This window comes from Psychrobacter proteolyticus (assembly GCF_003350005.1).
GTDB lineage: Bacteria > Pseudomonadota > Gammaproteobacteria > Pseudomonadales > Moraxellaceae > Psychrobacter > Psychrobacter proteolyticus.
Window position 1 is genome coordinate 108,286 of the sequence record NZ_QLKS01000004.1, and the last position, 23,252, is coordinate 131,537.

At 42.4% G+C, this 23,252-nt stretch carries 13 protein-coding genes; 3 read left to right on the top strand and 10 right to left on the bottom strand.

Annotation, left to right across the window (positions count from 1 at the left end; translation table 11 throughout):
* Positions 1 to 279: 279 nt before the first annotated feature.
* Positions 280 to 2,007, bottom strand: coding sequence for an AMP-binding protein (locus DXK30_RS10255; RefSeq protein WP_114701626.1), 1,728 nt, complete (start codon positions 2,005 to 2,007; stop codon positions 280 to 282).
* A 353-nt stretch (positions 2,008 to 2,360) separates the two neighbouring features.
* Complete coding sequence (locus tag DXK30_RS10260; protein ID WP_114701627.1) at positions 2,361 to 4,160, bottom strand: vWA domain-containing protein; 1,800 nt, start codon at positions 4,158 to 4,160, stop codon at positions 2,361 to 2,363.
* A 509-nt stretch (positions 4,161 to 4,669) separates the two neighbouring features.
* Here DXK30_RS10260 and parC point away from each other — a divergent pair.
* Positions 4,670 to 6,976 (top strand): DNA topoisomerase IV subunit A, encoded by a 2,307-nt coding sequence (parC, locus tag DXK30_RS10265; RefSeq protein WP_114701628.1) that lies wholly within the window; start codon positions 4,670 to 4,672, stop codon positions 6,974 to 6,976.
* 190 nt (positions 6,977 to 7,166) lie between these two features.
* On the opposite strand, the gene DXK30_RS10270 is transcribed toward parC, so the two are convergent.
* From DXK30_RS10270 to DXK30_RS10280, 3 genes are all read right to left on the bottom strand, one after another.
* Complete coding sequence (locus tag DXK30_RS10270; RefSeq protein WP_114701629.1) at positions 7,167 to 7,628, bottom strand: BLUF domain-containing protein; 462 nt, start codon at positions 7,626 to 7,628, stop codon at positions 7,167 to 7,169.
* Between the two features lie 298 nt (positions 7,629 to 7,926).
* Positions 7,927 to 8,400 (bottom strand): BLUF domain-containing protein, encoded by a 474-nt coding sequence (locus DXK30_RS10275; RefSeq protein ID WP_162799529.1) that lies wholly within the window; start codon positions 8,398 to 8,400, stop codon positions 7,927 to 7,929.
* A gap of 438 nt (positions 8,401 to 8,838) precedes the next feature.
* Positions 8,839 to 9,318, bottom strand: coding sequence for a BLUF domain-containing protein (locus tag DXK30_RS10280; protein WP_114701631.1), 480 nt, complete (start codon positions 9,316 to 9,318; stop codon positions 8,839 to 8,841).
* Positions 9,319 to 10,060: 742 nt separating this feature from the next.
* Here DXK30_RS10280 and DXK30_RS10285 point away from each other — a divergent pair.
* Complete coding sequence (locus DXK30_RS10285; RefSeq protein ID WP_114701632.1) at positions 10,061 to 10,891, top strand: HAD family hydrolase; 831 nt, start codon at positions 10,061 to 10,063, stop codon at positions 10,889 to 10,891.
* A 220-nt stretch (positions 10,892 to 11,111) separates the two neighbouring features.
* Here DXK30_RS10285 and DXK30_RS10290 read toward each other — a convergent pair whose 3' ends face one another.
* Positions 11,112 to 11,939, bottom strand: a complete 828-nt coding sequence (locus tag DXK30_RS10290; RefSeq protein ID WP_114701633.1) for a 3-oxoacyl-ACP reductase — start codon at positions 11,937 to 11,939, stop codon at positions 11,112 to 11,114.
* A 375-nt stretch (positions 11,940 to 12,314) separates the two neighbouring features.
* Between DXK30_RS10290 and DXK30_RS10295 the strand changes: the two genes are divergently transcribed.
* Positions 12,315 to 13,448 carry an ABC transporter substrate-binding protein gene (locus tag DXK30_RS10295; RefSeq protein ID WP_114701634.1) on the top strand — a complete coding sequence of 378 codons (1,134 nt, stop codon included), beginning with the start codon at positions 12,315 to 12,317 and terminating at the stop codon, positions 13,446 to 13,448.
* 87 nt (positions 13,449 to 13,535) lie between these two features.
* Here DXK30_RS10295 and DXK30_RS10300 read toward each other — a convergent pair whose 3' ends face one another.
* The 4 genes from DXK30_RS10300 to DXK30_RS10315 form a co-directional block, all read right to left on the bottom strand.
* Positions 13,536 to 14,747: an FUSC family protein gene (locus tag DXK30_RS10300; protein WP_114701635.1), complete on the bottom strand. Its 1,212-nt coding sequence runs from the start codon at positions 14,745 to 14,747 to the stop codon at positions 13,536 to 13,538.
* A 276-nt stretch (positions 14,748 to 15,023) separates the two neighbouring features.
* Positions 15,024 to 16,445: a glutamate synthase subunit beta gene (locus DXK30_RS10305; protein WP_114701636.1), complete on the bottom strand. Its 1,422-nt coding sequence runs from the start codon at positions 16,443 to 16,445 to the stop codon at positions 15,024 to 15,026.
* A 257-nt stretch (positions 16,446 to 16,702) separates the two neighbouring features.
* Entirely contained in the window at positions 16,703 to 21,166 is a 4,464-nt protein-coding gene (gene gltB / locus DXK30_RS10310) for a glutamate synthase large subunit (RefSeq protein ID WP_114701637.1), read from the bottom strand.
* 868 nt (positions 21,167 to 22,034) lie between these two features.
* Complete coding sequence (locus tag DXK30_RS10315) at positions 22,035 to 23,153, bottom strand: hypothetical protein (protein WP_114701638.1); 1,119 nt, start codon at positions 23,151 to 23,153, stop codon at positions 22,035 to 22,037.
* Positions 23,154 to 23,252: the final 99 nt, after the last annotated feature.

Sequence of the window (23,252 nt, forward strand, 5' to 3'; positions counted from 1 at the left end):
TGTCTTAAGTAAAACTAGTACGGTTTTTTGGATAAAAACAAAAATACGTCGATGGGCACTATAGCAGTTTTAATAGATATTCTCTATTAATAGTAGCTGTCATCCGCAAATGTCAAAAGCGATAAAGACAAAAAAATGATAAGACAGCATGGTTGCAGCCTTATCATTTTTGGTTACTACTTTAGTTACGACAGTATCTAATCGAGCGACACTTTCACATGTATCTTTGGTTGATACACGCACCTATCAAACAACTATCTAGATGCGTGTATCAGCAAATTAACCGTGGTTTTTTTCTTCAAGTACGCGTAGGTCTTTACGCAAAATCTTACCAACGTTCGATTTTGGTAGCTCATCAATAAACTCAACACGACGAGGACGCTTATAACCTGTTAGGTTCTCTTTACCGTACTCAAGAACTTCTTCGGTGGTCAGACTTGGATCGTTACGGACAACATAGATCTTAGGAATCTCACCGCTTTTCTCGTCTTCGATACCGATGACACCACATTCCAAAATCTTAGGATGGCCAGCCATGACTTCTTCGACTTCGTTCGGATAGACGTTAAAACCAGACACCAAAATCATATCTTTTTTGCGGTCAACGATGGTCACATATCCGTTGTCAGCCATGATACCGATATCACCAGTACGGAAGAATCCATCTGCTGTCATAACTTCGGCAGTAGCATCTTCACGGTTCCAGTAACCTTTCATGACCTGTGGGCCACGAACACTAATCTCACCGCGCTCACCAAGTGCTACTTCATTACCTGCATCATCCAAAATTGCCACATCTGTTGCAGGCATCGGTACACCAATGGTACCTGTGAATGTTTTGCTGTTACTAGGGTTAGAAGTCGCTACTGGTGCTGTTTCAGACAGGCCGTAACCTTGAATGATAATATTACCAGTTACTTGACGCCATTTCTCTGCTGTTGGACTTAGTACTGCCATGCCACCGCCCATCGATTGACGCAGCTTGCTATGATCCATCGCGATAAATTCTTCGTTATTGGCAAGCGCATTAAACAACGTGTTGACCGCTGGGAAAAACGCTGGTGGGTTGGCTTTATATGCTTTTAACAAGCTATCAAGATCGCGTGGGTTTGGTACTAATAGCACAATACAACCACGATACAGACCAAACATGCCACATACGGTGAATGAGAAAATATGATACATCGGCAATGCCGTCATAATTACAGGTTGCTCACCTCTTTGATCGAAATCATCAAAAGCGGTGCCCAAAAAGGTATTAGACTGAATTAAGTTTGCCACCAAGTTTTTGTGCGTTAGCATTGCACCTTTCGCCACACCTGTCGTACCACCGGTATATTGTAGGACGGCGATATCATCAAGCGTGATATTGGTTGGGCGCTTATATTTGCTAGCGGTGACCTGTTTTAACGCACTTTTAAAGCTGACACTATTAGAAATGCTATAGTCTGGTACCATTTTTTTGACATGGCGGACAACCGTATTGACCATAAAGCCTTTGAGCGTACCCATCAAATCGCCCATACCCGTAATCACGACTTTATCGACCACATTGCGACCGATGTCTTGATAGGTTTTGGCAAAGTTTTCGACCATGATCAGCACTTTGGCGTCTGAATCAGTCAACTGATGCTCAAGCTCTCTGGTAGTGTACAGAGGGTTGACGTTAACTAAGGTAAAGCCTGCACGTAGTACGGCGATGACAGAGATTGGTAACTGCAAAATGTTGGGCATCATGACCGCAACTTTATCGCCTTTGACCAATCCTAATGACTGTAGATAAGCGGCCATTTGACGGCTGTATAAATCTACTTCTTGGAAGCTTAACGATGAACCCATGCAGATATAGGCAGTTTTATCAGCATTTTCAGCGAAGCTTTTTTCGAAAATATCGATAAGTGACGTATTGTCGGCTGGCAACTCAATGTCATACTCCAGACCAAGTTCTTCATACGTTTTTAGCCAAACTTTATCGTCACGACGGGTTAAGTTTCCTTGATTTTCCATAATCTTTTCTCTCCTAGTAATAATACATTACCGTCAACCCACGCCAATCACAGTGTGATAAATATACAAAAGGTCAGAGTCTTGCCTATCGTTATGATAAAAAGCAAGGCTGCGACATATTTGTATAGTGCTGAGCGAACAATATAGCGGTAAATAGCCCTTTGTTCATTAACATACACACTTTATACATAGTACTCAATACAAAAGATTGCTACACCAGTTCTCAAATAGGCTTGACGCTCAATATCCCTATATATATCAACATATTAATATAAAAATATCAGTCAAGCTATTAGAAAATATGACCCTTAACCTCTGCTCCCTAATGACCATCCCGACACGATATCTGTTCACTATCGGCTATTTTTTAGCGCACTCGCCAACTCAGTTAAGGTCACAAAGTTGCGACGAGTACCATCAGTATCGCTACTCGGTCTATCTGCGATACTACTTTTTGCAAGCTTAGTGCTATCACTGTACTGCCAGTCATTAATATAATCGCTTTGAGTCAAGCGTTGACCGAACCCTGCTACTGCCATCGCAAACTGAGTATCGATACTGGCTTTATTTAAAGCGCGGCTAGCTTTATTAATCGGTTGGCTAATCAGTTTGGAGCTACCACCTGTCGGAGCTTTATAACGAATTTTTAGATAGCCAAGTTCATTAGAGTTCTGTTTATTATTCGAATTGGCAATGGCAATGGCATTGCTAGCAGCATAACGGCGATCGCTATATAGACCTTTTTGACCTTTTGGTGTCACTTCAAACAAAGCTATCACTGCCTTACCTGCCCCAAGCTCACCTGCATCAATTTTGTCATTATTAAAGTCTTCTTCAGCCAGTACGCGATTTTCATAACCAATCAAGCGCCACTCAGTCACCACATCGGGATTAAACTCAACTTGGACTTTTACGTCTTTAGCAACGGTGTTGAATGTCGCTGCTAACTCATCACCAAAGACTTTTTTTGCTTCGGTTAAGCTGTCAATATAGCTGTAATTACCATTGCCGTTATCCGCCATCTGTTCCATCATGTGATCATTCAGATTACCGCGACCAAAGCCAACGGTAGATAAAGAGATACCGCGATCGCGATGGGCTTTGACCAAATCAAGCATCTCATCGACATCACTAATACCAACGTTAAAATCGCCATCCGTTAACATCATGATTCGATTGATACCGTTCTTTTTCAGTCCCTGCTCAGCTTGTCTGTAGGCCAATTTAAGAGCATCTTCACCATTGGTTGAGCCTGAGGCATTTAATCCCTCGATTGCAGCCAATATTTTTGCTTTTTGGTCACCATTGGTTGCAGGCAATGCCACACTGGTGCTGCCCGAATAGGTAACGATACTGATGCTGTCTTGAGCGCGCATTTGTTCTGTCAGTAGTTTAAGCGATGACTGCGCCAATGGTAGCTTATCGCGTGACGACATAGAGCCTGACACGTCTACCAAAAATACGAGATTGGCAGGTGGCATAGATTGCTTGTCTGTTTTTTGCGACCAGCTACTATCAACGGCTTTGATACCGACTTTGACGATTTTATTATCCTGATCTGCTCTATCCCAAGGTGAGTCTACTACCTCAGTTGACACAATAAACGGGGCACTACCTAAGCGTTTGCCATCATCAAATTGATAGTTAAAATAATTAATCAATTCCTCTACCCGTACGGCATTAACAGGTGGTAGTTGACCCTCGTTTAGGTAGCGGCGCACATTGGCGTAGCTGCCCGTATCGGTATCGATAGACAAAGTGGATACCGCCATATCCGTAGTTCGATGTACAGGATTGGCTGCGTTTTTTTGATAGTTGTCTTTTGCCTCTGGCGTGACTATGATGCTCGGTAATGGGCGTACGATACTTGTTTGCGCCGCAGAACGTATCATCATCTGTTGGCTGATGACTGAGGGCTTAACACTGGGTGACGCCATGATAGACTCTGACACCACTGCTGCATCTTGATTGACTGTGCTGCTTGTCTCGGCTGGTAGCGTTTTGCTCATTTGTGAAGGGCTACAGGCTATCAATCCTAGACTGGTTATAGCAGTAATCAATAGTACATTTCTAGTAGTGTTTCTCCCTAGGTGCTTACTTTCGTTTTTTAGCATTTTAGAGGCGGAAATTTTAGATAAAGGGTCAAATGACATAACAAAAATTCCTTATTGTAAGATAATTCAGTAGCGACTTGACCGTGTCAATATATGGTTAATGCTATTCAAAATAGGCAAATCAGCCGCCTTGTTTAGCCTATTAGCTGCCATACTTTCAGTTATTAATTTTGCATCAAAACTATTCTCAACCTACTGTCTGTAGATTAATGGTAGATAAAATATTCTAAATAAAAACGATTCAACCTTAAGACATTTATTAACCATATAAAAAATAAATATTAGATTTACTATACTTAACTTAATCTATAAAAGCTATGAATCACCATACTATAAAAGACCCTTATAAGTACTTGTCTTAAGCACGTCACGAGCTGTCGTATATTCTGACATACGCCTTTTTAATTGGCTAAATATCCTTTACGATAGCACTATCTTAATTTTAAGTGAATGTCGCGCCGAACCCAATAGACACTGCGACGCCTATTCACGCTATGCATCACTATATAAACCATACTAATTAAAAATCTATAAGCGAAATCTATTTTATGTCTGATGTTATTGATAATACGATTGCTCCACCCATTCCTAATGAACCGATGGATACTCGCTCAGTTGCAGAATTCACTGAGCAGGCGTATCTCAACTACGCCATGTACGTCATCATGGATCGGGCACTACCCAATATCGCCGACGGTCTAAAACCTGTTCAGCGCCGCATCGTCTACGCTATGAGCGAGCTTGGCCTAAAGTCCTCTGCTAAAGCAAAAAAATCAGCACGTACTGTCGGTGATGTTCTGGGTAAGTACCATCCGCATGGGGATAGCGCTTGTTATGAGGCCATGGTACTGATGGCACAGCCGTTCAGCTATCGCTATCCGCTCATCACAGGTCAAGGCAACTGGGGTAGCCCAGATGATCCTAAATCCTTTGCGGCTATGCGTTATACCGAAGCAAAAATGTCAGCTTATGCCAATACATTGCTTGCAGAACTCGGTCAAGGCACGGTCGATTGGCAAGATAACTTTGACGGCACCATGCAGGAGCCAACCACCCTACCCGCTCGCTTGCCTAATATCCTTTTGAATGGCACGACAGGTATTGCCGTCGGTATGGCTACTGACATACCGCCGCATAATCTCAATGAAGTGGTGCGCGCAGCAATTCGTTTATTAAAAAATCCTGAGCTGTCCGTCAAGCAGATTACGCAGTCGATACCAGCACCTGATCTGCCAACTCCAGCTGAGATCATTACTAGCAAAAAAGACTTGCAGGCGATGTACGAGACGGGTCGTGGCAGCTATAAAATGCGTGCCACGTTCCATATCGATAGCAAAGAAAAGAATCTCGTCATCATTGATGCGCTGCCCTACCAAGTCTCAGGCAACAAAATCCAAGAGCAAATTGCTAAGCTTATGACTGATAAGAAGCTGCCTTGGGTGACGGATATTCATGATGAATCAGATCACGAAAATGCCTGCCGTATCGTCCTTGAGCTGCGCTCAACGCGGGTCGATGTCGAGCGTGTCATGAGTCACTTGTTTGCCAGCACAGACCTAGAGAGCAATTACCGCGTCAATATGAATATGATTGGCCTTAATGGTAAACCGCAGGTCAAAAACCTAAAAGAAGTGTTGGAAGAATGGCTCATCTGTCGCCGTTCAGTAGTCACTCGCCGTTTGCAATATCGACTTGATAAAATCGATAAGCGCTTGCACATTCTGGCAGGTTTGCTGATTGCATATCTTAATATCGACGAAGTCATTCGCATCATTCGTGAAGAAGACGATCCAAAAGCGACACTGATGCAGGACTATGACTTAACTGATATTCAAGCCAATGCAATCTTGGATATTCGTCTGCGTCAGCTAGCAAAGCTAGAGGAAATTGAGCTGCGCCGCGAGCAAGACGAATTGGCTACCGAGCGTGCCATCATTCAAGAGTATTTAGATAACCCAGACAGTCTGACCGATCTGATGATTGATGAGCTGACTGCCGATATGAAAGAACATGGCAACGAGCGCGTATCACCATTAGCAGAACGTGAAGAAGCACAAGCCTTAAAAGAGTCTGATCTGGTGCCGAGCGAACCCGTTACCGCTATCCTCTCAAAAGCAGGCTGGATTCGTGCTGCCAAAGGTCATGACGTAGACGCCGCTGGTATGAGCTATCGTTCAGGTGACAGCTATCAAGCCCATGTGCGCGGTAAATCCAATGAAAAAATCTACGTACTTGACAGTACTGGACGCAGCTACAGTATCGATGCGCACAACCTCGCCTCAGCGCGCGGTCAAGGTGATCCACTGACCAGTGTATTGAAGCCGCCAGCAGGTGCCAGCTTTGAGCAGCTATTGACGGGTGCTGACGATCAACGCATCATTCTTGCCAGCTCGCAGGGCTATGGTTTTATCAACACTCTTGGTAATTTAGACAGCAATCAAAAGGCAGGTAAAAATGTTATTAATCTAGCCACTAACAGTCGCTTGCTCCCTGTTGCACGTATCGATGCGCCAGTAGAGACGGCCGCTAATACAGAAGGTGAAAATAGCAATATACACGTGACACCTGATCATGTTGCCGTTGCAACCAATGCAGGATATCTACTGATATTTGCCCTTGATGATTTGCCTGAACAGGCCCGCGGTAAAGGCAATAAACTTATTAAATTAAAAGACGGTGAGGAAGTGCTTACTGTCACACCACTCAGTCAGCAAGACAGCCTTGTCATTACCGCTGGCAAACGCCATGTGACACTCAAGCCAAATGATTTGGCTAACTATACGGGTGTGCGTGGTAATCGTGGTGGTCAGTTGCCAAGAGGTTTTCAGAATGTAACGAGTGTTGAGGTTGGATAGTTTTAGTCTCTTAAGTGTCAGCAAACTGAACTAAAGACCCAGCTACTACCCATCAAAATCCGCCTATATATAATATAGGCGGATTTTTTGTACCACTAGAGATTTGTACTACACAAGAAAAGTAGCTGACCATGTTGAATGTAGAGACTAGAGTGACATAATACGGTTGTGATGAACAAATACGCTCAGTTTAAATCTCGTTAAGCCGCTCATCTGTAAAGAGCGCATCCATAAAGTTTATGATACGATCCTTTGTCATGAGATAAGGGTTGAAATCAGTACCTGTCGAAAAATGTTTGAGGGTATGCACTTCGTATTCAGGACCTGACGTTAGATATCTAATCAAAAAGCCGTCCCATTTACGCATCTCTACCTCTTTAATTTCTACTACATGAATAGATAAATGCGGACGTTCCGTGATGATTCTGGTTAGAAGCTCGTTGACATCGAGTCTCAAGCCTTCAATATTTTGAATAATATAGTTATCATTGATAGCAAGTGCTGACGTTATACCGCTTTGCTCGTTGTTTCGCCGCGCTATCTCAAAAGTACGAGCCATTTTGACACCATTGTCTTTTTCACGGTTTTTACCGATATACGTTAGGCTGGTGAGAATGTGAGCACAATCGTTATTTCTTTCGTCTGAAATCATTTCCTTCTCTCTTCTGAATTAGAATTCAATAAATCTACGCATAAGATATCTAATTAAAAAATCCATTTAGCTTAAGATACTATCTTAGAATCATCCTAATAAATAATACCTTATTTTTTTGTTATATGACTATTCACTGATAATATTAAGTTATTAATTTCAGGAAACCCAACTTGTTGTTTTATTCGAATCTAACTCACTAAGCTCTAAAAACAGACCTCACAAGATCGTTTTTTTTCTGAGAATTATGTAGTAAAAATAATTCATCAAAGTTCTCTCAACCGATCTTTCTTAATAGTTATAAAATTTTTTGGTCTGCAAAAATTTCATGCAAAAAACTTTCAATCTGAGTACTTTTCATTAGGTAGGGATTGAAGTCAGAACCTGCTGAGAAGCTTTTTAAGGCATATTCTTCATCTTCGGCACTTTCCGTTAGGTATTTGGTTACGAACCCATCCCATTGAAGCGCTTCTATTTCTTCCACCTTGACAACATTAGGGATAATCTTGAAATGCTCATCAATTATCTTCGCTAGAGCAGCATTGACAGCTGGTCTTGAGCCTTGAATGTTTTGAACAAAGTAACCGTCATTGATCACAAGCGCTGCAACTAACCCACTTTCCTCAAAGTATCTTCTCCACTGCTCAAGAGCACGAGTCAATTCTATACCCGTTTTTAATTCGATGTTTTTGCCAACATACGTTAGGCTAATCAGCAGATGCTCGCCATGTCTTTTCCTACTTCCTGAAGTTTGACTTATTGTTATATGCATAAGAAAATCCATTTATATAATAGGTATATAAATTAATATACACTTTATTATAAAGTATAATCAATAAGACTCTTGGGAGTTGACCAGTTTTTTTATCATCTATTATTTTAAAATAAAACTACAAAAACTAGCTCACTCAGCGTGAGAGCATCACTCTAATCGCTAGGAGTTCTCATGTGTATTTACCGATATACCAAGTCGTCTTTAGTCGTCAAATATTGCGCGAATCACTTATGAACATCAACTAATATTTTGTCCAATTGCCAAGGACACACCCTTTACCAAACGGGTAAGTTGCTTTCACCAAAAAGCCGCCTATACAAACGTATAGACGGCTTTTCTATTCTAGCTAGAATAAGTGACTATTTTAAGAAGCAGATGTCTTTAAGAAGCAGGTATCTTTAAGAAACAGATAACTAAGAACTAAATACTATTCATTTAAAATTTATTGTATTCAGGACCTTTAAATATTGCTTTCAAGAAGCTTTCAATTTGAGTGCTTTTCATAAGATAAGGGTTATAGTCAGAACCTGCTGAGAAGCTCTTTAGGGCATACTCTTCATCTTCAACGCTTGATGTTAGATGTTTGACTAAAAACCCACTCCATTGACGCGATTCTATTTCCTCTATATTAACGATATTAGGAAAAATGGTTGAATGCTCGTCAAGTATTTTTTCTAAGGCAGTATTGATAGCAGGCCTTGTCCCTTGAAAACTTTGAACGAAATAACCTTCACTAATAACTAAAGCTGAAACTATATTAGTTTCTTCAAAATATCTGCGCCAATACTCAAGTGCGCGAGTCAGCTCAATTCCCGAATCTAGATCGACATTTTTGGCGATATATGTCATGTGGATAAGAATATGCTCGCCATGCCTTTTTCTATTTTCTGAAGGTTGGCTTGTCGTTATGTTCATAAGAAACCTTATTTATAAAAACTTCATTTAAATCAAGGTATACTTTAAGATAAAGTATACTTTAAGATAAAGTATAATTAATAATATTTTTTATCACTTACTATGATTTTTTTAGATTTATGACATAGAAGCTTCAATGATATACCATACCGATATCTATCACAGTAAAATTGTACTACAAAGTTGCCATGCTTAGTGTAATGGCATTATTCTAATAGTTAACTAGCCTAATCTATATTTTCCTACCACCCTGCCTCAACTTATTTATATGACTGACCCACGCTTACTCACTGGTGAGATATTACAAGCATTAATCAAAGCTTGTAATACTTATCGAGCTAGCACTTCTTATAGGTATGTGAAACACCATTTACTCTCAATAAAAAGTCAATATTGCAAAGGCCGTCAAAGTGACGGCTGATTTTAAGATAAAAAAATTCATACTTATTCCTTTAGGTAGTTGATGCATTAATAACGATAGATCATCTTATTTTGTAGATTAGTTTTGATAGCTGAATATAACCTTATAATAAATCAACACTATTAAGTTAACCATATCGTTTAGGATTTTTGTTAACCCTCTGGGCAAGCGCTGAGCCCCTTCAAAGACAATCATATGGATACTGTCTAAATAGATATGCATGCAGCATCATAGGTTACTCGATAGGTATTTATCTGATTGGGTATGTTGTAGTAGTATCTGAATCATTGTATCTACACAACTAAAAACAATAGGATCAGCATGTTTATCGAAGATAAGATTGCCAAAGAAAGTATGACTACTAAGATCTCGACACCCAAAATCATCTTTTTTGACATCGATGATACCTTGAGCCGTAACGGCATTATCGCTGAACACAATAAAGCGACGCTTGAGCAGCTTGCAGATACCGATATTAAGCTAGTGATTTCGACTGGTCGTTCTAAAGCCATATTGCCTGAAGACATTTTAGCGTTGCTTGATGCAGATATATTGGATGCCATTATTTGTATGAATGGACAATATAGTTTTGATAAAACTGGCCAAATCAGCCACTACCCATTAACTGCTGAACAGACAGATAAAATCGTGCGTCTGTGCCAGCAAAGTGATTTGATTCATAAGTTTGACTCTGCTACTCATATCGCTTGGTCAGGTGAAAATGAACGTTTGCGCGAGTTCAATGCGGTCACGCCCAATTCGATCCTTGACCCTGATTACTACAAAACAAATACCGTCTATCAGTGCTCGGTATTTTTTAACAATCAGCAAGAAAAAATGCAGGATATCAACTTTGCCCAGTATGATTTAAAGCTGGTACATTGGCATCAGATTGGTGCCGATATATTGCCAGCAGATGCATCAAAAGCGCGCGGTATCAAAGATATGTGCGAATACTATGCAGTAGATGCAAGCGAGTGTATGGCATTTGGTGACGGTATGAATGATTTAGAAATGTTCGACTTAGTTGGATTTGCTGTGGCCATGGGAGATGCCCAGCCAGCTTTAATAGAACGCGCTAACTTCGTTACTGGAACGATTGAAGAGCATGGTATTCAAACCGTGCTTAATCAGTTAGAAATGAGGTCATAAGACTGTTCAGGCACATAAAGCCATTAACGTTCATTTAATTAATGTTCATTTAAAAAAAGCCCTTACTAGCTGACTAGTAAGGGCTTTTTATTATGGTCTAATTTTATATAGACGTTTCAACTGAAAACTGTAGCGGTGATGATTCCAATACTTTGTCGAGTATTCATTTCATTCCTTCTACAAATCCAATCGAACGTTAAGGCGTCAATTAAGGCCTCGATTAAGGCATGGTCAAGCCACCATCGACGGCGATAGATTGTCCAGTAATAGCCATGCTCAAATCAGACGCCATGAGCAATACTGAATTGGCAAAGTCAGCCACCGAAGTCGCTTGGCGCAGCGGCGTTGTAGTCGCAATATAGTCGAATACCTCTTCAGTAGTTAAGCTACTTGCGTCGGTAGTTTTTAATAAGCCACCTGCCAGCAAATTAACCCGAATACCATACTGACCAAGCTCACTTGCTAGGTTGCGCGTCAGTCCAATCAATGCTGATTTAGCCGTGGTGTAATCATAATAGGTAACCACTGGGTTGTAGACAAGATTGGTCGATATATTAATGATTTTGCCTACTTGCTGCGCTTTCATTTGCGGCAACACTGCTTGTACTGTATTGACTGCACCCTTAACGATACCATCCATTTGCTGCGAAAAATGCGACCACTTTACTGTTTCGATACTGGTGTACGCAGCACTTGGATTGAACTGATAACTTGGTAAAGCATTATTGACCAATATATCAATACGTCCATGACGAGTGATGACTTCAGCTGCCATGGCTTGTACTTGCTCAAGCTCGGTGACATCCGCCTGATAAGAAAATGCTTGGCCACCTGTCGCGATGATATCAGCCACTACCGTCTCAGCAGCCTGTTTACTATTGAGGTAGTTGACGCAAACAATAGCACCTGCTGCTGCCATTTGCTGAGCAATCTGTGCACCAAGCCCGCGACTGGCACCAGTGACTATGGCGACTTTATCCGTAAGCAATGCTGGTATAACTGAGTGGCTTTTACTCAAAGCGTTTTGAGTTGAGGTACTTTCGGTCATTGTGCTGTATCCCTTATTATTATGGTATGGTTGGTGTCTTAGAGCCAAAGGCTGATATCTGCTTAGATGATGTTCGTCATACTTCGGTCTGCGCCAATCATAGCATGGTTATATACTATGTTTTTTCGATTCGACGTTAGCAGCTCGCTAATAATTCTACCCAAAATTACCTGTCATTAAGTTAGTTTTGCTATTCATCTTATTAGCTCAACTGGCTATTTTTATTAGTATTATTAAGCATTGCCCTAATAACAACCCTTTAAATTGTATAAATTAATGACCATAATAGTTTTATTGGTCATGTCAGGCTTTTATCCTTTTGGCTTTTTTATTGAATTTTTCTAATTTGCATTACCTTTATTTAGGAGAGATATTTTGACCCATTTATCATCGTCCCATCCAACTACTCACACCTTGGCTAGTATCGGTCGCATAGTGCCAAAAGCATTATTAGCAGCGGCTGTCGGCTTGGTGCTTGCCAGCTGTAGCAACTCTGACAATGCAGCGGATGGCAGTGCTGCGGCGAGCAATGAGACGCTGAACCTTTACAACTGGTCAGAATACATGCCGCAAGAGATACTAGATGGCTTTGAAGAAGAGACTGGCATCTCAGTTAATTACACCACGTTTGACTCTAATGAAGCGATGTATGCCAAGCTCAAACTATTGGATGATTCTAGTCAGTATGACTTAGCGATTCCATCGACTTATTATGTCGAAAAAATGGCGAAAGAAGGACTACTGCAAGAGCTGGACAAATCCAAATTGAGCAATTTCAAAAACCTTGATACCTCATTTACCAATACCAAAGTTGATCCTGATAACAAATACTCTATCCCTTATATGTGGGGCAGCACCGGTCTAGCCATTAACGGTGACAGTGTCGATCCGAAAACTGTCAATAGCTGGAATGACCTATGGGATCCTAAGTATAAAGGTCAAGTGATGCTGACTAACGACGTCCGCGAAGTCTTTGGTATGGCACTACTGACTCTTGGCTACTCAGGCAATAGTAGCAATCCTGACGAAATTGAAGCCGCTTACGATAAGCTCACCACGTTGATGCCAAACGTCAAAACTTTTAACTCTGATGCGACACGTATGCCATATATCGAAGGTGAGACTTCGCTTGGTATGACATGGAATGGTGAAGCAGTCATGGCCAATGACGAAGGTTTGACTAGCTTGGTCTATAAGTATCCAACCGAAGGCGCTATCTTATGGATGGACAATTTTGTCATTCCAAAAAATGCCAAGCAAGTTGATGCAGCACATAAATTTATTGATTACTTATTGCGTCCTGAAAATGCAAAAATCGTCAGCGAAGAGATCGGCTACGCATCACCAAACATAGCAGCGCGTGAGCTGATGGATGAGAGCGTCCAAAACAACCCAACGATTTATCCTTCTAAAGAAGTCTTAGCAAAAGCTGAGTTCCAAGAAGATGTAGGCGATGAGGCGTTGCAAGTATATCAACAGTACTGGGACAAGCTAAAGACGGGGCGTTAATAGTATAGTTTTGATGTAGCACTTTAAAATAAAGTAGTCTTTTAAAATAAAAACGCTTATCCTAAATGGTCAGCGTTTTTTTGTATGTCATAAATGCAAATCCGTCTCGCCGCCCTGCTCTTTCATCCGGCGCTGCTCGCGGCGCTGATAGCCCAGACCAGATGCAGCAAACCAATGAGGCTTCGATGTTTGCAGTAAATCACTTAGCTGCTGCAATTGAGTCTGCAAGGTTTGAGTCAACCAGAAATAGCCCTGCCACTCAAATGCTAGGTGCTGTACGCTTGGATACTCTGAGACAGCAATACGAGTAATGGGTCGAAATACTTCATCACTTGGACTACGTAATACCGCTGCCATATGCTGCATCGCTTGGGTTAGCTCATGCTGATAATGTACCAATAAAACATGGTTTTCTTCATCAATCTCAATATTCGCCAAGCGCGGAGCCGCACTTAACAATAAATCAATCGTCCCAATGATATTACGATGCGTACGCTGAATCGTCTCTAGCGTTTCTTTTTCGATTCCTGACTCACTGGCTGTCGCCGCGATATGTGGTCGCACGGCTAGCAGACGTTTATTAATCTGCTGTAACGCTGTGACCAATGCTCTATCAACAGGTACTTCCTTAACAGGAAAGGCTACTGGGTTTAACTTTTGAACAGAGTCGTCCACTACTCCATCCGTTGCGTCAATATGATGACCTACGCCTGCATAGAGGCTACTACAAGCGTCAAGGTTACTACTCAATAAGAATCGCCACATCAACGTTGATTTGAGCGGCAAAATTAGCGTCACTGCTACCGAAACGCCTGTCCCCAGTAAGATATTTAAGGCGCGGTAGATACCATCTTGACCAATGCTATTATTGCCTAAATCAGAGACAATCATCAACATAGTGATACCCGTTAACAGTCCTGTATACCCGAGCTGTCTGACGGCTAGATAGCCAATAATGCCACTGAGCAGACCAATGAGGGCATAGTCTACCCATAGCCATGCACCTGCATTTTGATTAAACCATAACACCCCAAGCGCAGTACCAATACCTAACAAAGTACCGATTACGCGCTCTTTCGCCTTAGTATAAATAGCGCCTTGGTATTGCAATAACCCTAAAATGATAAATACTGTGATGGTTGTCCACTCACCGTGCGGAAGGTTGGTGATTTTATTGACTAATAAAGCCAATATCACAGCCGTGCCTAGGCGGGTGGCATGTAGGATATCTGCATGTTGGTAGCGAACATAGGGTTCGATAAATGGAGCAGTGATACGCTGATAAAGGGTGGGTTTCACGCAAGGCTACTCTTTTTAGGTGGAAGATTTAGATGAGATATTTTAGTAAAGGATTATTAAAAAATCTCAATAACTAGCGGTAAGTATAAATGGATATTCTATCAGCAAAATGACGGGCAAAAAATAACGCCTTTTACCTATTATTCACAGGTAAAAGGCGTTATAAAAAATATCCTAGCACACTATATTGAAATCTACGCTATTGAAGATTATTCAACAATTACTTATCAAGAACTGCTTCAGTGTTAATGAATAACAGTCTATTGCGCTAGCGTATTACACTTCTAGGTAGTCTAGAATACCTTCCGCAGCTTCGCGGCCTTCCCAAATCGCGGTCACAACCAAGTCAGAACCGCGCACCATATCGCCACCAGCGAAGATTTTAGGATTCTGAGTCTGGAATTTGAAGGTTTGCTTTTCGGCTGCTAATACGCGACCAGAGCTGTCCATCGCCACTTGCTGAGACTCAAACCAATCAGCAGGACTTGGTCTAAAACCAAATGCCATGATGACTGCATCACATGGGATAATCTCTTCAGAATTAGGAATTGGTTCAGGGCGTTGACGACCACGGTTGTCTGGTGCACCCAGCTGAGTAGTGACGACTTTTACACCGTTAACTTTACCGTTTAAGCCGATGATTTCGGTTGGCTGACGGTTAAATAAGAACTCTACACCTTCCTCACGAGCATTGACCACTTCACGGCGTGAACCTGGCATGTTTTCTTCGTCACGGCGATAGGCACAAACTACTTTTTCGGCGCCTTGACGGATACTGGTACGGTTACAATCCATTGCTGTGTCGCCGCCACCGAGTACCACCACCTTTTTACCTTTAAAGTCGATGTACTCTTCAGCGTCTTTTTCCCAGTCATTGCAACGGTTCACATTAGCAATCAAGTAATCTAGTGCATCGTAGACGCCCGTCAGCTCTTCACCAGCAAAGCCGCCGCGCATATAGGTGTATGTGCCCATACCCATAAACACTGCGTCATACTCAGCCAATAGCTCATCAATGGTGATGTCTGTGCCAATCTCTGTCTCTAAACGGAATTCGATACCCATGTCTTCAAAGATCACACGGCGGTTGCGCATGACATCTTTTTCCATTTTGAACTCAGGGATACCAAATGTTAGTAAGCCGCCAATCTCAGGACGCTTATCAAAGACGACTGGTTTGACACCATTTCTGACCAAAATATCCGCGCAACCCAGACCCGCTGGTCCTGCGCCAATGATAGCGACTTTTTTATCTGTCCAAACGACTTCAGACATATCTGGGCGCCAGCCAAGTGCAAACGCGGTATCGTTGATATATTTTTCAACATTACCAATGGTCACTGCTCCAAAGCCATCATTTAGCGTACAAGCGCCTTCACATAAGCGATCTTGTGGGCAAACTCGTCCGCACACTTCAGGCAAGGTATTGGTACGGTGGCACAATTCAGCTGCCTGAAATATCTGACCTTCTGTCGCCAACTTTAGCCAGTTAGGAATATAGTTGTGTACTGGACATTTCCACTCGCAGTACGGGTTACCACACTCAAGACAGCGATGCGCTTGCTGAGCAACGGCTTCGTTTTCGAAAGGCTTATAAATTTCAACAAACTCTGTTGAACGCGTTGCAATGTCTTTTTTGGTTGGATCAAATCTTGGTACATCTAAAAACTGGAAGTTATTTTCTAAGCGTTTTGCCATGGTGCTATCTCTTTTATATAAGGCTCTTTTGCAGTGGGTGGCGACAGTCAGCGATGTTTGGTTTGTCTAAAATTTAAGACATGTATCGCTGCTGTCACGTACCTGCTGAAAACCTGTGAGTTAAAACGTCTCTAAAAACGGAACGCTGGCTAACCTAATCAAAGCGACTGCCGATCCATCAATACAATCCATCAATACAATCCATCAATGCACTCCATCAATGCACTCCATTGATATGATAGACAGTCATGTATCGGCTATTGTGGGTCGGCCATGGTAGTTTTAAGAAGGCTTGCAATGTTCGCCGCTTTTGGCTTAACCAAATAGAACTTACGAACATAGTGCTCAAAGTCGTTCAGAATTGTCTGACCCCATGCACTGCCTGTTTTATCTACATGAGCTTCAATCACTTGTTGCAAATGAATGCGATGCTCTTCTGTTTGCTCGCTTGAAATACGGTTTAGATCGATTAGCTCATGGTTGCAACGGTCAAAGAAGTCGCCTTCCATATCGAGTACATACGCAAAACCACCCGTCATACCAGCACCGAAGTTGAGTCCAGTACGACCAAGAATCGTGACGATACCGCCAGTCATATATTCACAGCAATGGTCGCCTGTGCCTTCGATGACTACGTGTGCACCAGAGTTACGAACGCCAAAACGCTCACCTGCAGTACCAGCAGCATATAGCTTACCGCCAGTTGCACCATAGAGACAGGTATTACCAATGATGGCCGTTTCTTGTGCTATAAAGTTTGAGTCTTTCGGCGGATAAATAACAATCTCACCGCCTGCCATACCTTTACCCACATAGTCGTTGGCGTCGCCTTCAAGCTCGATATTTAGGCCGCCAGCATTCCACACGCCTAGGCTTTGCCCTGCCGTACCAGTTAGACGAAGCTTAATTGGCATATCGCTCATGCCAAGGTTGCCCCAGACTTGCGCAATCTCACCAGAAATACGAGCACCGATAGAGCGGTCACAGTTACCAACGAAATAGCTATAGTCGCCGCCCGCCCCTTTGCGAATGTTCACAAGCATATCGCTAATCATCTGCTCAGCAAGCAAGCCTTTATCAAACGGCTCATTACGCTCAACCTGACAAGTTTGTGCTTTGCCCACGCTGGCTGGGTGGCTAAATAGCAATGGCGTTAAATCAAGATGACGCTGCTTGTCCGTATTACCTTCTAGAATATCAAGCAAGTCAGTACGACCGACCAGTTCTTCCATACTACGAACACCTAGCGCCGCCAACCATTCACGCGTCTCAGTTGCGACAAACTTAAAGAAGTTAATCAACATTTCTGCTTCACCAATGAAATGCTCATCACGCAGCTTGGCTTTTTGAGTTGCAACACCTGTTGGACAGTTATTTAAATGACAGATACGAAGGTACTTACAACCAACTGCAATCATTGGCGTGGTACCAAAGCCAAAGCTCTCTGCACCCAAGATAGCAGCTTTTACTACATCCAGTCCTGTTTTTAGACCACCGTCAGTCTGGACACGTACCTTATCACGTAACCCATTCACTCGTAGAGACTGGTGAGTCTCAGCCAAACCTAGCTCCCATGGCGAACCTGCATGATGGATAGACGATAGCGGAGACGCTGCCGTACCACCGTCATAGCCCGAGATAGTAATCAAATCGGCGTAGGCTTTTGCAACGCCTGTCGCGATCGTACCAACACCTGGACGTGAGACCAATTTAACCGATACCAATGCATCTGGATTGACTTGTTTTAAATCAAAAATCAGCTGTGCCAAATCTTCGATAGAATAAATATCGTGATGCGGCGGCGGTGAAATCAAGGTCACACCTGGCACCGAATAACGCAAACGTGCAATCAGCGCGTTGACTTTACCACCAGGTAATTGCCCACCTTCACCAGGCTTGGCACCTTGGGCTACTTTAATCTGCATCACTTCAGCGGAGCGAAGATAGGCAGGCGTTACCCCAAAACGACCAGAAGCAACTTGCTTGATCTTTGAGTTACGTAATGTGCCATAACGCGCAGGATCTTCACCGCCTTCACCAGAGTTTGAGCGACCACCGATGGTATTCATCGCCATCGCAATCGACTCATGCGCCTCAGGAGACAGCGCGCCTAGTGACATGCCAGCTGAATCAAAACGCGTCAAGATTTCAGAGATATCTTCTACTTCATTGACATCGATACTGTTGTCGGTTTTCAGTTGCAACAAGTCACGTAAAGTCGCGACCGGACGGCTATTAACTAGATCAGCATAATTGCGATAATTATCGTAATCACCCGTACGTACTGCAGTATGCAGGCTGTTAATCACATCAGGATTAAAGGCATGGTACTCTTTATTAAAGACGAACTTCAGCAGACCACCTTGATCTAGAGGTGCACGGCGCTTAAATGCGTTGGCAGCCAATTGGGCTTGATCAGCAGCAAGGTCTGCAAAGGTAGCGCCTTTGATACGACTTTGTACGCCTTTAAAGCATAAGCTTACGACTTCTTCTGAGAGGCCTACTGCTTCAAACAACTGTGCACCGCGATAAGAAACAATGGTAGATATACCCATTTTTGATAAGATTTTTAGCAAACCTTTATCCAAGCCTTTGCGGAAATTAACACGGGCTTGAATTGGGTCACCAAGTAGCTCACCAGTCGCAACCAAATCATCAATGACATCATATGCCAGATATGGATACACACAAGTCGCACCAAAGCCAATCAATACTGCTATTTGATGCGAGTCACGGGCAAGGCCTGTCTCAATGATTAAGTTAGCGTCGGTACGGATACCTTGCGCGATTAGATAATGATGCACAGCGCCAGTAACCATAATAGCGTTGGCTGGTACTTTGTCTGCATCGATATCTTTATCAGATAAGACAATCAACGTATGACCTGAGCGAATTTTATCTGCCACTTGCTCACAAATAGCGACGATAGCATCAGATAGCTCTAGAGTACGGTCATAATTCAGATCAATGCGTGCCATCTTGAACGCTGGATCATCCAAGGTTTCAAGCTGCTGCATTTTACTGGCTGACAATACTGGCGATGACAAAATAATACGATGAGCATCTCTTGCAGATGGCGCAAATACGTTAGTTTCAGCGCCTAAGCAAGTCTGCAACGACATCACGATTGATTCACGTAATGGATCGATTGGCGGATTGGTCACCTGTGCAAACTGTTGACGGAAGAAGTCACCGACATGGCGAATTTGCTGCGACAGTACAGCCATTGGCGTATCGTCACCCATTGAGCCGACTGGTTCTTGACCGTTTTCAGCGTTAGGGCGAATGATTTCTGTACGCTCTTCATTGGTGATGTGATACATCTTTTGTAGCGCTTTTAGCTTATCACCGCGGCACGCTTGCGTTGCCAACGTCTCTTCTAGACGTTCATCATCACGGACACGCGTCGCTTCTTCACGCAACCATTTACGATATGGATGCGCCGTTTTTAGTAAAGTTGCAATAGCTGTCGTATCTAGAATTTGACCAGTCAACGTATCAATAACCAACATTTGACCAGGTCCAACACGACCTTTTGCCAATACATCTTGTGGCTCATAATCCCAAACGCCCACTTCTGATGCAACAGTGATATAGCCGTTCTTGGTGGTTACCCAACGTGACGGGCGCAAACCGTTTCTATCGAGCATACAGACCGCATAGCGTCCATCTTGAATGACTAGACCTGCTGGACCGTCCCACGCTTCCATATGCTGTGAGTAAAACTCATAAAACGCACGTAGATCCATATCCATGCTATCAACATTCTGCCACGCTGGCGGTACCAAGATAGACATCGCATGGAACAGATTCATACCACCAGACATAAGCACTTCGAGCATGTTATCTAGGCTAGATGAATCTGAACCAGTACTATTTACAAGTGGTGTCAGCTCATTCAAGTTAGGCAGTTTGTCTGATTTTAACTTTGGCGTACGGGCTTTAGACCAGTTGCGGTTACCTGTAATGGTATTTAGCTCGCCATTGTGCGCAAGATAACGGAATGGCTGTGCCAATGGCCAGCGCGGCAAGGTGTTGGTTGAGAAGCGCTGATGGAATACTACGATATGTGACGCCAAACGCTCATCTTGCAAATCCAAGAAAAACGCTGGCAAGTCTGAAGGCATTACCAAGCCTTTATAAATAATGGTCTGACAACTCAATGAGCATACATAGAATAGCTCATCATCCGTCAAACGCTGCTCTGCTTTTTTACGTGCAACAAACAGCTTACGGTTGAAATCATCAGCTGCCAAGTCATCTGGCGCATTAACGAACACTTGCTTAAAGTCTGGCAATGTCTCACGACCAATCTCACCAACAATACTCAAGTCGAGTGGTACATCACGCCAGCCAGCCACCTCTAATCCTTGGGCGGTAATCTCATCGCTTAATACTTGTTGGCTATGCTTGGCTTTAACGCTATCTAAATTCACGAACACCATACCGACAGCAAAGTTGTCCGTAATGGCAAATTGCTGCTCGTCAGCAATCTGTTTAAAGAAATCGATAGGCGTCGCTAATAGTAAGCCACAACCATCACCAGTTCTACCGTCAGCAGCAACACCGCCGCGATGTGTCATACAACTTAAACTATGAATGGCAGTTTTTACCAAATCATGGCTCGCTTCACCCTCAATATGGGCAATTAGGCCAAAACCGCAATTATCAGAAAAATCATCTGGCGTGGCCAGGTGTGTTTGTGAGGAAATCATTGACATAGCTTGTCCTTTTAAGTAGACGGGCAACTTACATTTCCAATGCGGAGTATAAGTTGGTACCCGTAAGCAGAACGGGCTGATAGTGGATATTCGTGTGTCCGAATTAGCAAATAGTGCAATGCTCGATAGACATCATACTCTAAGAGAAAGTAAAACCCTTGACCCTCCTGGTCATTAGCTGATGTCTTGACATGTGGTCCGTGTATCAAAAGATAGTAAGTAGCAGCCCTTGGCAACGGGAGAATCTACGCCCTTAAATGCCAGTTACTCAATCAGTGATATCTAATGCCGTTCATTTAAGCATCATTTGTTATGTTGTCATGTTTAGCATTTAGCGCTACGCATACAATAACTTAATAACGGTGCACTTGTTTATCTTGAATATCTGACGCTCTGTATTCAAGCACTTTGTTTACCCTAAAAAGAGTGACAATAAGAGAGGTTGCGTCACTTACGATAACCTTATTATAGATAGTAAGTAACCGCGCTTGAGACAATAATATTTAGTAAAGAACTCTAAAAACTAAGAAAAAACCACTAAATAGTTGTTAAATAGACATTTTTTACGATAACTATACAGAACGTCGCCCACAGTTATATTAGTTAATGATTGTCGAAAAATCTAGTCTTTTCTATCGATTCATCAGCCATAAATTGTAAGAGGACTTATTACTATTGGTTATGAGACAAATAAAACTGCTATTAAAATTTTAATGCAAACTATATAAATGACATTTAGCAAAAGGCTTTGATAATACTTAGCAATAGTAGCTTGCCACTTATTGTGACGATAAAACTATTTTGTATTGTGCTAAAAAAACCCACTAACGAAAGGGCTAATGGGTTTTATGAATTAAGTAGAGAACAGCTAGTTGCTTTTATCTTCTATTAGCGTCTTTATACTATCCCCACCGTTCTTAGCAGAATTTGCATTGGATGACTTAGTAGTAGAGCTGGCATTATTATTCGAAGTCGTATTCCCATTGTTGGTATTTGATGGTTTTGGCGTAGGAGCTACTGGCGTTTTCTTAACTATACTACTATTTTCTGTTTCTACAGAGACAGACTTATTATTGTCCGGCTTAGGTTTATTTGTATTTCCTTCTTTTTTGGCGCTTGCTTCAGGGGCTGATTGTGACTCATTACCCACAATACGCTCTTCAGTAACAGACAACGTAGCCGAGGTATCTACTGACTGGCGGATGCTTTCCTCTGTACTACTATTACTAGCGACATTCTGACTACTCCGATCAGAGACACTACTGTCTGACTGCTCACTGGTCGTATTATTCACTTCCTGAGTTTTTTGACGTACTGGTATCTCACGCTTGGTAGGTTTCAAATCGACGGCACGTGTACGTTTTGTACTTAAATCTTTTACTGGATCAGGACGCTCATAATTATCAATAATACTGACATACCGATTAATCTCTTCTGGCAACACACGCACGTTGGCAGGTAGTTTAAAATCTATGAGCTTTGCTGCACCAACCGCTTCTTGTGGACTGCTCATAATCCCATAAGTGAGCATGTAGCGGACCTGGTTTTCTTCATCAAGATAGCGAAAATACGCAAACTTATCACGATCTTTACGGCCTTCTAGATAGCTGACAACCACCTCATTTTCAGCGACATTCATAACCTGTACTGTCCATTTGCCTTTATTAGCAAGTAGATAGCGCTTGTCTTTGAACTCATCAGGATAGTTGCGCAGATCCCTAACAGTCGCATCAAAACTAATAGGTTGTACATCAGTATCTAGCTCATGTAGTGATTCAACTTTCAGTGGTTGCTCAAACTCATCGGCCAACATTTTCGGCGCAGATACGGGTTCATTTTCAATTTTGGCACCCATCGCTGGTGTTTGGCTGAGCATCCATAATAATGCAGTAACAACGCCCAGTAAAAGTGTCACTATCAGCCAAATCAATGCTTGACGACTATACGACTGACTGGCAGTCCGCGGCGTCGATTTTGATGGTGCCATGGGCGATGTCCTTGATAAAAATATATGTGTGAGCATCATTATATTAATGTTCATTCAGGTATAGGTGCTATGAAGCATTTTTTCGTAAATAACAGATTT